The 11,622-nt window shown below is 65.5% G+C and carries 11 protein-coding genes; 7 read left to right on the forward strand and 4 right to left on the reverse strand.

Features of this window, described 5'->3' with window-relative positions:
- The first annotated feature begins 337 nt into the window (after nucleotides 1-337).
- The 3 genes from BVG12_RS26310 to BVG12_RS26320 are packed head-to-tail and all read left to right on the forward strand — an operon-like array spanning nucleotide 338 to nucleotide 3,980.
- Nucleotides 338-1,393, forward strand: coding sequence for a branched-chain amino acid ABC transporter permease (locus tag BVG12_RS26310; protein ID WP_075794982.1), 1,056 nt, complete (start codon nucleotides 338-340; stop codon nucleotides 1,391-1,393).
- Nucleotides 1,390-3,258, forward strand: a complete 1,869-nt coding sequence (locus BVG12_RS26315; protein ID WP_083685432.1) for a branched-chain amino acid ABC transporter ATP-binding protein/permease — start codon at nucleotides 1,390-1,392, stop codon at nucleotides 3,256-3,258. Before BVG12_RS26310 ends, BVG12_RS26315 begins: the two co-directional genes overlap by 4 nt.
- Nucleotides 3,255-3,980, forward strand: coding sequence for an ABC transporter ATP-binding protein (locus BVG12_RS26320; RefSeq protein ID WP_075794984.1), 726 nt, complete (start codon nucleotides 3,255-3,257; stop codon nucleotides 3,978-3,980). Before BVG12_RS26315 ends, BVG12_RS26320 begins: the two co-directional genes overlap by 4 nt.
- A gap of 112 nt (nucleotides 3,981-4,092) precedes the next feature.
- Here the strand turns inward: BVG12_RS26320 and BVG12_RS26325 are convergent, their stop codons facing one another.
- The 4 genes from BVG12_RS26325 to BVG12_RS26340 all read right to left on the reverse strand — a co-directional run bounded on the left by BVG12_RS26325 (nucleotide 4,093) and on the right by BVG12_RS26340 (nucleotide 7,672).
- Nucleotides 4,093-5,247, reverse strand: coding sequence for an ABC transporter substrate-binding protein (locus BVG12_RS26325; protein WP_075794985.1), 1,155 nt, complete (start codon nucleotides 5,245-5,247; stop codon nucleotides 4,093-4,095).
- Between the two features lie 135 nt (nucleotides 5,248-5,382).
- Nucleotides 5,383-5,910, reverse strand: coding sequence for a flavin reductase (locus BVG12_RS26330; protein WP_075794986.1), 528 nt, complete (start codon nucleotides 5,908-5,910; stop codon nucleotides 5,383-5,385).
- 7 nt (nucleotides 5,911-5,917) lie between these two features.
- Nucleotides 5,918-7,102 (reverse strand): acyl-CoA dehydrogenase family protein, encoded by a 1,185-nt coding sequence (locus BVG12_RS26335; protein ID WP_075794987.1) that lies wholly within the window; start codon nucleotides 7,100-7,102, stop codon nucleotides 5,918-5,920.
- A gap of 24 nt (nucleotides 7,103-7,126) precedes the next feature.
- Nucleotides 7,127-7,672, reverse strand: a complete 546-nt coding sequence (locus tag BVG12_RS26340) for a V4R domain-containing protein (protein WP_075794988.1) — start codon at nucleotides 7,670-7,672, stop codon at nucleotides 7,127-7,129.
- A gap of 94 nt (nucleotides 7,673-7,766) precedes the next feature.
- Here BVG12_RS26340 and BVG12_RS26345 point away from each other — a divergent pair, with 94 nt between their 5' ends.
- The 4 genes from BVG12_RS26345 (at nucleotide 7,767) to dusA (ending at nucleotide 11,467) form a co-directional block, all read left to right on the forward strand.
- A complete protein-coding gene (locus tag BVG12_RS26345) occupies nucleotides 7,767-8,681 on the forward strand; it encodes a LysR family transcriptional regulator (RefSeq protein ID WP_075794989.1) in 915 nt (304 codons plus the stop codon).
- Between the two features lie 105 nt (nucleotides 8,682-8,786).
- A complete protein-coding gene (locus BVG12_RS26350) occupies nucleotides 8,787-9,203 on the forward strand; it encodes a 2-hydroxymuconate tautomerase family protein (RefSeq protein ID WP_075794990.1) in 417 nt (138 codons plus the stop codon).
- Between the two features lie 9 nt (nucleotides 9,204-9,212).
- The gene (locus BVG12_RS26355; protein ID WP_370662816.1) at nucleotides 9,213-10,145 is read left to right on the forward strand and encodes a LysR family transcriptional regulator; all 933 of its coding nucleotides are present in this window, start codon (nucleotides 9,213-9,215) and stop codon (nucleotides 10,143-10,145) included.
- Between the two features lie 332 nt (nucleotides 10,146-10,477).
- Entirely contained in the window at nucleotides 10,478-11,467 is a 990-nt protein-coding gene (dusA, locus tag BVG12_RS26360; RefSeq protein WP_075794991.1) for a tRNA dihydrouridine(20/20a) synthase DusA, read from the forward strand.
- The last annotated feature ends 155 nt before the right edge of the window (nucleotides 11,468-11,622 follow it).

Genomic DNA, 11,622 nt, shown 5'->3' on the forward strand with positions numbered 1-11,622 from the left:
TTATGAGGTTGCCCGGCAATCTTATTTACGGGGTTTTATCAAAGCCAATCGATGGGACGCATGCAACACATCCATGACGCTGATTTACGCTCCGACGTTTTTCTTGCTATAACGCGCGCGGCCTGCGCCGCTCCGGTGCGTCTGCCCGTCGTGCACCATGCTGGTTAATTCGTTGAATTCATTGTCCTTATTCGCCGTACGAATTTGATTTAATCGATATCGCCGAATAGTATCCACAGAAGTATTACCAACTTCTTTATACGGATATCGATTTGTTTGTGTGATCGATTGACGTATTAATTGAAAACATGTTTGGCAATAGTTTCTTGGAGAGACGATGGACAGCAGTGTGATATTGATACTTTTAACGGACGGGATTGCAAATGGTGCAATCTACCTATTGGCGGGAATCGGGATGGTGCTGGTTTTTTCCGTGACCCGCGTCGTCTTCGTGCCCTTTGGCGACGTGGCGGTGTTCGCGGCGCTCAGCCTGGCCGCTTTCGAAATGGACCGTCTGCCGCCCACCGTCTGGATGGTGGCCCTGCTGGCGGCGATCGCCGCCGTTCTTGAAATCGTCCGGCTCGTCCGGGCGCGCGAGTACAAGCGCCTGCCCGCGGCCGTGGCCGGCTGGGGACTGTTGCCGCTCGTGCCCTGCGGCGCGGCGTGGGCATTGCTGGCCATGCACGCGCCGGCGCCGCTCAAGGTACTCTGCGCCATCCTGCTGGTGGTGCCGATCGCCCCCCTGGCGGCACGCATCCTGCTGCAGCCGATCGCCGACGCGTCGTCGCTGGCGTTGCTGATGGCGGCGCTGGTCATGCACTTCCTGTTCGCGGGGCTCGGCCTGATGGTCTTCGGGCCGGAGGGATATCGCACGCAGGCCCTGCTGGACGGCACGTGGAATCTGGGCGAGACCTTTTCCGTCTCCATGCAGACCCTGCTGATGGTGGGCGCGGCCGGCGTGCTGGGCCTGATGTTCTACCTGTTCTTCGAGTACACGCTGATCGGCAAGGCGCTGCGCGCCACGGCGGTAAACCGCGTCGGCGCGCGCCTGGTCGGCGTGCGGCCGGCGCGCACCGCGCTGATGGCCTATCTGTGCGCATCGTTGCTGGCCGGTCTCGTCGGGGTTCTCATCGCGCCGATCACGCCCCTGTACTACGACGCCGGCTTCACCATCGGCCTGAAGGCGTTCGTCGCGGCGATCATCGGCGGCCTGAGCAGTTATCCGCTGACAGCCGTCGGCGCACTCGCGGTCGGGGTGCTGGAAAGCTTCGGTTCGTTCTGGAGCGGCGCGCTGAAGGACGTGATCGTGTTCAGCGCGCTCATTCCCGTGTTGCTGGTCCGCTCCTACTATGCGGTCCATTCGGAAGACGACGTCGAGGAGATCAACCAATGAACGGCCATCATATGTTTCGCTGGGCGCCGTACGCCGTCGTGGCGGCGCTGTGCCTGTTGCCGCTGGCCTTGGGCAATTTCGGACTCGGCCTGATGAACGACATCGGCATCGGCGCGATGGTGGCCCTCGGGCTCGTGATGCTGACGGGCGTGGGCGGCGTGACGTCTTTCGGCCAGGCGGCATTCGTCGGCATTGCCGCGTATTCGACGGCATGGCTGTCGACCATGGAGGGGTTATCGCCATGGCTGGGCCTGCCCTTCGCGTTGCTGACGACCGGCGTCGCGGCGACCGCCATCGGCATGCTGACGCTGCGGCTCGGCAGCCATTACCTGCCGATCAGTACGATCGCATGGGGCCTGTCCGTGCCGCTGGTGCTGAGCAATATCGAGGCGCTCGGCAGCCATACCGGCATTACCAATATCGCGCCGGTCCATGTGGCGGGCTTCTCGCTGGCCGCCCCCGGCGCGATGTACTACCTGATCTGGGGCATGGTGGGACTCGCTTACCTGTTCAGCAGCAACTTGCTGCAGTCGCGCCAGGGCAGGGCAATGCGCAGCCTGCGTGGCGGTAACGGCCTGCTGGCCAGCGTCGGCGCGGACGGCTACCAGTTGCGCCTGAAACTGTTCGTCTACTCGGCGCTCCTCGCGGCGCTGGCAGGTTGGCTGTATGCCCACAACAACCGTTACGTCAGCCCGACGACGTTCGACGTCCACGGCAGCATCAATTACCTGCTGATGGCGGTCGTGGGCGGCCTGCTGCAATTGTTCGGCGCGGTCGTCGGTTCAGCCATCGTGATCCTGCTGCGTAATGTTCTGCAGGACGTACTCCCGCTGCTGTCGGACCGCGGCTCCCAGATGGAAGTGATCGCCTTCAGTCTCCTGTTCCTGCTGTTATTGCACCATGCACGAGCAGGGCTGTGCGGTTACGTGCTGAAGATCGCCGCCCGTCACGGCCGTCCATTGTCTCGCCGGGACGTCCACGTCGGCCCGGACGTGCCGCCGCTCTCCAGACGGGCGCTGCCCCCCGCCGGCAAGATCATCCTCAGCGCAAGGAAAGTGATGCGCCGCTTCGGTGGCCTGGTCGCCGTCAACGAGGTCAGTTTCGACATTGCGGCCGGCGAGATCGTCGGCCTGATCGGACCGAACGGTGCCGGCAAATCGACGATGTTCAACCTGCTGACCGGCGCCATCCAGCTCACTTCCGGCACCGTGTCCTTCATGGATCGCGACGTGACGAAGATGTCGCAGCGCCAGATCGCCCAGCTCGGCATGGCGCGGACTTTCCAGCACGTCAAGCTGCGTCCCCAGATGACCCTGCTCGACAACGTCGCCCTCGGTGCGCATGGCAGGACGTCGTGCGGCCTGGTCGCCGCCGGCCTCGGCCTGGACAAGCGCGAGGAGGCGCAGATCTTCCAGGAGGCGCGCACCCAGCTCGCCCGCATCGGTCTCGGCGGACGCGAGCACGAACTGGCAGGCGCGCTGCCGCTGGGCACGCAGCGCCTGCTGGAGATCGCGCGGGCGCTGATGGTCGACCCTGTCATGCTGATCCTCGACGAACCCGCAGCCGGCCTGCGCCATGGGGAAAAACAGGAATTGGCGGTGCTGCTGAACCAACTGCGCCGTGACGGCGTCACCATCATGATCGTCGAACACGACATGGACTTCGTGATGAAGCTGGTCGACCGCCTCGTCGTGATGAATTTCGGCAGCAAGCTGATGGAAGGCGAACCCGCGGCCGTGCGGCGCGATGCGCGCGTGCAGGCCGCCTACCTGGGCGGCGATCCGGCCGCCCTCGACGATCACAACGGCGATCACGGCGCAGCCGAAGCGGCCGTGCCCCTTGCCCGTATTGGAGAAAAAGCGTGAGCCCCATCCTTGAAATCGAACATCTGCAAGTCAATTACGGACAAGTGGAGGCGGTACGCGGCATCTCGCTGAAGCTGATGCCCAACGAGATCGTTTCCGTCATCGGTCCGAACGGTGCCGGCAAGACGAGCATGCTGGCCGCGGCGGTCGGCCTGCTGCCGGCACGTGGCGTCGTCCGCATGGACGGCGAATCGCTGGACGGCATCGACGTCGAGTCGCGGGTCGAGCGCGGACTGTGCCTCGTGCCGGAGCAGCGCGAGCTGTTCGGCGACATGTCGGTGCTGGATAACCTGCTACTGGGCAGTTACAGCCGCCGCGATTCCGCGGCATCGCGCAAGCGCAAGCTCGACCGGGTCTACCATCGCTTCCCGCGCCTGGCCGAGCGCCGCACGCAGCGTTCCAACACGCTGTCCGGCGGCGAGCGGCAGATGCTGGCGCTCGGACGGGCTTTGATGTCCGAACCGCGCGTCCTGATGCTGGACGAACCCAGCCTGGGCCTCGCCCCGCTGATCGTGACCGAGATCCTCGCCATCGTGCGCAGCCTGCGCGACGACGGCATCTCGATCATCCTCGTCGAGCAGAACGCGCTGGCCGCATTGCGCAGCTCGGATCGCGGCATTGTCCTGGAACTCGGCGAAGTCTCGCTCGCCGGGACCTCGCAGGAACTGATCCGCGATCCGCGGATCCACGCCACCTACCTGGGCGGCGGCACCGACGACTGATGCGAAAGGGGCCGGCCGCCGCGGCCGGCACTCGCAAAACGACAAACGCCGCCGGAAATCCGGCGGCGTTCGCATATGTGCGACCGTCAGCGTGCCTGGGCACGCGACTTCGTCAGGGCACGTATTTCCACTGGCCTTTTTCGAGCTTGACCATCACGACCGAGCGCGGATCCGAATTGAAGCGATGATCCGCGCGATAGTTGTACACGCCCTGCGTGCCGACCACTTCGCCGCCGCCCTGGATAGCTTCGCGCAGGGTGGCGCGGAACTGCGGCGTGCCCGGCTGGGCCTTCTTCATCGCGCGCTGCGCCGCATCGGTGAAGATCAGCCATGCGTCGAAGGCGTACGGCGCGAATGCGTCGGTCGCATCGGTCTTGAAGGTCTGCTTGTAGACATTGCGGAAGTCGAGCGAGATCTTGCGCGACGCATTATTGGCCGGCAGCTGTTCCGCCACCACGACCGGGCCGGTGGGCGCGTACAGGCCCTCCAGTGCGTTGCCGCCGATGCGGATGAAATCCGGGTTGATGATGCCGTGCGTGCCGTAGATCTTGCCGTTGTAGCCGCGCTGCTTCAGCGCCAGGTAGGGCAGGGCGCCGGGCGTGCCGGACGTGCCGGTGAGGACGGCGTCGGGGCGGGCGGCGACGATCTTGAGGACCTGTCCGGTCACCGAGCTGTCGTTGCGCGCGTAGCGTTCGTTCGTCAGCACCTTAATGCCGTTGGCCTTGGCGGCGGAGACGAGCGCGTCGTAGACGATGTCGCCCCAGGCGTCCGAGAAGCCGATGTAGGCGACGCTTTTGACGCCGTTGCGCTTCATGTGGGCCACGACAGCATCGACCATCAGCGGCGTCGATTGCGGCACGGTCACCATCCAGGCGCCGTTCTCGCCTTCGACCTTGGCCTGTGCGATCGAAATGAACGGGACGTTGAGCTCGCGCGCCACGCCGTTGATCGCCAGCCCCGACGGCGTGCCCGCAGTGCCGATCAGCGCGTCGACCTTGTCTTCCACCACCAGCTTGCGGGCATCGCGGGCGGCGGTGGTCGGGTCCGACGCGTCGTCGAGCTGGATCACCTCCACCTTCTTGCCGTCGACGTCCGGCCGGTAGGCGACGCCCGCCTGCAGTCCTTTGCCGTAGGGGATGCCCAGGGACGAGGACGGCCCCGACAGCGACGTGATGAAGCCGAGCTTGAGGTCCGCGGCCGATACGGCAAGCGGCAGCGCCAAGGCCGCAGCGATGGCGGTCAAACGAATACACGATACAGGTTTCATACAAGGTCTCCCCGTTGGTTGGTTATCTGTCTAGTGGTTGTCTGGCACCGATACCGACCCGATTCTAGGGTCGGGGTACCGGCGGATCAAATCGGTAGAACGCATGGGGCGCATGAATCCGGCGGATAGTCCGGCTCAGGCCGCCTGGCCGTCGGCCTGCCGCATGACGCGGCGGAACGTGCGGTCGAAATACACCAGCGCGTCGGCGTCCGGGCGGATCACGATGTCGTCGACCTGTGCGTAGATCACGGCATGCGTTCCCACTTCCGTCATGTCGACCACGCGTCCGGCCAGGCTGACGAGCGCGCCGTGCAGCCGGGGTACCGTGATGCCGTCGGTAGTCCAGTCGGCCGCGGCGAAACGGTCCTCCATCGACAGCCCGCTCATGCCGGCAAAATGCTTCGCGAGTTCGTCGCATTCGGCCGGCAGCACGTTGACGCACAGGTGACGGTTCTGCGCGAACGCCGACAGCGTGGTGCTGTTGCGGTTCAGGCAGAACAGCAGCGTGGGCGGCGTGTCGCTGACGGAGCACACGGCGGTCGCGGTGACGCCGCACCGGCCGGCGGGGCCGGCCGTCGTGACGATGTTGACGGCGGCCGGCAGGTTCGCCATGGCGTTGCGGAAGCGCAGGCGCAGTTCCTCGTTCAGGGATGTCGTATCCATGGCGTCCTCACAGGTAGCCGGGGAAGGGGGGAACGCCCGTCAGCACGGCGCCGGCACCGTCGTAGTTGCCGCTGCTGAGGAAGGCATGCTGCGTGACCACCATCGAATCACGCACGATCCGCTGCAGGGGATGCGTGCTGTAGATGCTGGCCATGCCGCCGAGCCGGTACGCGGTCCGGATGGCGTCGGCCGAGACCTGCGCCGCGTGCGTTGCGCTCAGCTTCAGGGTGCTGATCTGTTGCGCCGTCACCTCGTCGCCGGCGACGATGGCGGCGTACACGGCCTCCGCGCTCTCGAAGAAGAATGCGCGGGCGCTGTGGTACGCCGCTTCGGCCTTCGCCAGTTCGATCCGGAAGTAGGCGCGGTCGGCCATGCGCGGCGCACCGGTCGTGGTGATCTTGCCAGCCGACATGTCGTTCACGATCGCGAGCGCGGCCTGCGCAAGTCCGAGGTTGACGGCGGCGTGCACCTGGGCCTGGTAGCAGGTCGCCGGATAGCGGTACAGCGGCTCGTCGATGACCACCGCGCCGCCGCGCGAGAATGTCCATTCGTCCGCGACATACTTGTCCGTCACGCGCAGGTCGTGGCTGCCCGTGCCTTCCAGTCCGACCACGTTCCAGTTTTCCACGATCTGCACCTGGTCGGCCGGCAGGATCGCCGCGAGCGGCTTGACGCCCGGCCCGCCGCCGATGCCCACGCCCAGCCAGCTGGCGCCCATGCAGCCGCTGGCGAACTTCCACTGGCCGGTGACGCGCCAGCCGTCGCCGTCGCGGGCGGCCGGCTGTGGCGGATACAACGCACCCGCGAAAACCTGGTCGGGACCCGTGGCATAGATCTTCGCCTGCGTTTCCTTCGGCAAGGAGGCCAGGTACGTGTTGGCGGAGCCGAAGCTGGCGACCCAGGCCGCCGAGCCGTCGACCGACGCGATGCGCGCGACGATGCGCAGGAAGTCGGCGGGCGGCAGCGCGTCGCCGCCGAAGCAGCGCGGCGTGCCGGCACGGTAGATGCCGGCCTGCTTGAACCGCTCGACCATGTCGCGGGGCACGTGGCCCAGCTCGGTGAATTGCTCCTTGCGCTGTCCGACTTCGGCAAGCACGTCGTCCAGCGTGGCGGGCGTACGGGGGGCGGACGGCACGATGCCGGAAGTCGCGCCCGTGCGGGCTGCGGGTTGCAACAGTGTGGACGTGTTCATGAGGTCTCCTCTGGATAAACTGGGTTATTGCGACAGGGCCTGGACCGTGAGGTCGCCAGGCGATTGCGGGTTCCGGTCGGGGCCGGCGCTGCGCGCGACGAAGCGGCAGGACGTGGCGCCGCGCGCGGCGCACTGCGTTTCCGTGACCTGCACGGCGCCGCCCATCAGTGCCTGGGCCAGGCTGTGGAAGATGCCGCCGACAGGCGCGCAGACGGGCTCCCCGGAAGGCCCGTACCCGGCCGCGAAGGGGCTGTTCTCCACCTCGAGCTCGGTGTTGCCGTCGCGCTGCGTGATGCGCCACTTGCCCCAGCCGAACGCGGCGGCGCCATCGATGACGCTTTGCTGCAGGCGTGCCGGCCCTTCCGCATGCAGGTAAGCGGCGACGCTCTTGCCGCCGTGTTTGCGCGCCGACCGCCCGAGCGCGGTCAATACCGTGGCGTGCATGTCGGCCGGCAGTTCGTGCAGCATCCCCATCAGCACGTCCGGCCGCATGAGCAGGTAACGGCGGTCGCCGTCGAAGATGGTCCCGGCCGATTCGTCGACGCGGATGCGATCCCAAAATGCACTCAACTGTGGCTCCTGTGACTTAGAATAAATAAGGCGTCATGAAGCACGATAGGTGCTGCCTCGAAGCATCGTCAAATGAAGATTGGGAATGCGCACTATGCTGGAAATGAATACGGGAACGGTCGACCTCAATCTGATGCGCGTCTTCCTGGCGATCTGGGATACGCACAGCCTGACGCTGGCCGCCGACCGTCTGGCGCTCTCGCAACCGGCCGTCAGCCACTGCCTGAAGCGCCTGCGCGACGTCTTCCAGGACCCCCTGTTCGTGCGCACCGCGGAGGGCATGCAGCCGACCGGAGCGGCGATACGGCTGCACGATCCCATCGACCGCGCGCTGGACCTGATCTACGGCGCGATGCAGCGCCACGCCGGGTTCGACGCGGCCACGTCCACGCGGCGCTTCCGTATCTCCATGTCCGACATGTCGGCGTTTTATTTTCTGCCGCCCCTGCTGGCCGAGTTCCAGAACAGCGCGCCCGGGATACGCCTGGACATCGTTCCGGTGCCGCTCGCGAACGTCGAGAGCGGCATGCGTTCGGGCGAGATCGATCTGGCGGTGGGCTACGTGCCGGGCCTGTCGGGCGACTGCGTGGCCGAGACGTTGTTCCAAGACGAGCACATCTGCATGGTCCGTGCCGGTCACCCGCTCGTCGGGCGCACGTTGACCCGCGAGCGCCTGGACGGCTTGCGCTTCATGTTCGCCGACAGCAGCGCGACGGGTCATGGCCTGACCGAAAAATGGTTCGACCGGATGGATATCAAACGCAACATCGTCCTGAACCTGCCGCATTTCACGGCGGCGCCCGAGATCGTGCGCAGTACCGACCTCGCCGTGATCTTCCCGCGCAGCATCGCCGAGCGCTTCAACCGCTCACGCGGCTTCCGTCTGTTGCCTCTGCCGTTCGAACTGCCTCCGATCGAGGTCAAGTTGCACCTGCACACGCGCTTCGCCGCCGATGCCGGTATCGCCTGGCTGCGCGGTGCCATGCGTACGATGTTCGGCGCTAGGTGATTTCTTTAGGGGCCATGCGGTTTGCGCGTAGCGCGTCCGCGATTCTGCGCATTGTGGTGTAGACGCGAGCGCCGTACACTGGCGACGACATCTGAAAGGAAAGCAATGCCAACCATCCAGGCACACATCATGGCGGGTCATTCCGCCGCTCAGAAGGAATGCTTGATCGCGCGGATCACCGGCGCCGTCGTGGAGGCTGTCGACGCGCCCATCGATTCGGTGTGCGTGCTCATCGACGAAGTCCCGCGCGCGCATTTCGGCATCGCCGGCAAGCCGGCGACCGCGACCACGCCGCCGCGCGCCGTGCTGCAGGCGTTCCTGATCGCCGGCCGCACGGATGCGCAGAAGGTCCGCCTGATCGAGGGCCTGACGGCCGCCGTCTCCAGTGCGATCGATGTCGCCCCCGGCGTCGTGCGCGTCTTCATCACCGACCTGCCCAACACCGATTTCGGCCTGGGGGGCAAAACGGCGCTCGCGCTCGGTCGCGGCATCGGGCGCGCCGCGCTCGTGCACCAGGCCTAGGTTGCCCGCATGCTGGAACTGCGCCACCTGCGCTACTTCCACGCCGTGGCGGAGACGCTCAGCTTCAGCCGTGCCGCCGAATTGCTGCACATTGCGCAACCACCGTTGAGCCGGCAGATCCGCCAGCTCGAGGACATGCTGGGCGTGGAGCTGATCGACCGCGAATCGCGGCCCATCGCCCTCACGGCCGCCGGCAAGTTTTACTACGAACAGACGTACCAGGTGCTGTCGCGCTTGTGCGAGATCGAGGACGGCGCGCGGCGCCTGGCGCGCAGGCAGAAGGTCTGGTTCGGCATCGGCTTCGTGCCGTCCGTGATGTGCGGCCTGCTGCCTGAACTGATCCGGCAGTTCCGCCTGGCCGAATGCAACGTCGAGACCGGCTTCACGGAACTCATGTCGGTGGAGCAGGCCGCGGCGCTGAAGCTCGGCCGGATCGACGTCGGGTTCGGACGGCTGCCGATCGACGATCCGGACATCGAATGCGTGACGCTGCTGCGCGAGCCCTTGTTCGCGGCGATGCCGGCCGGGCACCCGCTCGCCGGGCATGCCGCGGTGGACCTGGGCGCGCTGGCCCGCGAGGCATTGCTCGTGTATCCCGCACGGCCGCGCCCTGGCTATGCCGACCAGGTGCTCGACCTGTTCGCGCGGCGCGGCCTGCGTCCGTCCGCCGTCAGCGAGGCGAACGAGATCCAGACGGCGCTCGGCCTCGTGGCCGCCGGCATTGGTGTCGCGCTGGTCCCGGCGTCGGCCTGCCAGGGGCGGGCCGGCAGTGTCGCGTTCCGCAAGGTCGTGGACGATGATGTCGTGTCGCCCGTGATCATGAATTTCCGGCGCGGCGACGACGGCCCCGTGCTGGCCCGTTTCCGTGCGCTGGCGCAGGCGTCGATCCCGCTGGCCGCCGACGAACTGGCGCAGCGCCCGCCGCAACCCGGCAGCGCCTGAGGAAGGGGCGCGCAGGGGCGCCGCTTAATACCTTGCAGGTATGCGAGATGCTCCAATCGGTCTTGGACGCCGGTCGTGCCCGTTCCTAGGATGGTTCGAAGCCGATCGAGGAACCCATGAGCGACACATCCATCCAGATCGAGGGCGTCGACGTCCTGTGACTGTGCCGAGCACTACGGTGTCCGTGTGGACGCTGGAGCAACAGAGCGGATACGCTTTCCAAGCGCGTATAATTCGAATAGATCACCTATACCCTGCCTATTCAGGCTATTCAGTGCCCGTCGCAGCGCTTGAGGTTCCTCAACCTCTGGGCACAAAAACACATAGATAAAATGAAGTACCGCAAGCGAACTTTAAGTACGGCCCCGATGATGGACTGGACGGACCGTCATTGCCGCGTGTTCCACCGCCAGATCACGAAACACACGTGGTTGTATACAGAGATGGTGACGACGGGTGCCCTGGTGTATGGCGACGTCGAGCGCCACCTGCGTTACGACGACGTCGAGCACCCGATCGCGCTGCAGCTGGGCGGCAGCGACCCGGCCGACCTCGCGAAGAGCGCGAAGCTGGGTGAACAGTGGGGCTATGACGAGATCAACCTGAACTGCGGCTGTCCGTCCGAGCGCGTGCAGAAGGGCGCGTTCGGTGCCTGTCTGATGCGGGAACCGCAACTCGTCGCCGATTGCGTGAAGGCGATGCGCGACGCCGTCAGTATCGACGTTACCGTCAAGCACCGTATCGGTATCGACCACAACGAGGAATACGGGTTCGTCCGCGATTTCATCGGCACCATCGCCGATGCAGGCTGCCGGACGTTCATCGTGCATGCACGCAATGCCATACTCAAGGGGCTGTCGCCCAAGGAAAACCGCGAGATCCCGCCGCTGCGCTACGAAGTGGCCTATCAGCTGAAACGGGAATTCCCCGACCTCGAGATCATCATCAACGGCGGCATCAAGACCGACGACGACATCGCAACCCACTTGCAGTACGTGGACGGCGTCATGATCGGGCGCGAGGCGTATCACAATCCGTACGTGATGGCCGGCTGGGATGCCCGTTTCTATGGCGACGCGACGCCGGCCAAGTCGCGCGAACAGGTGCTGGAAGCGATGATCCCGTATATCCGTGCCGAGCTCGAACGTTACGGTCCGCTGGGCCTGCGCCTGAACAGCATCACGCGCCACATGCTGGGCCTGATGGCCGGCCTGCCGGGTGCGCGAAGCTTCCGTCAACTGCTGTCCGATTCCCGCCGCCTCGCCGAAGGCAATCCCGACCTCCTCCTCGAAGCCGCCGGCCGCCTGCGCCTGGCCGCTTGAATTGTTTTTTCCTACCCCGGCCGTATGAACGCGGCCGGAATGTTCAAAATCAGCGACACAAAATGTTGCAATTGTGAAATCAACTGCGTCATTATCCTTGCCCGAAGGCAAGGATAGACCGCATAATCTGGGCTCTTCTCCTTGCACGACATCTA

Source organism: Massilia putida (assembly GCF_001941825.1).
Taxonomy (GTDB): domain Bacteria; phylum Pseudomonadota; class Gammaproteobacteria; order Burkholderiales; family Burkholderiaceae_D; genus Telluria; species Telluria putida.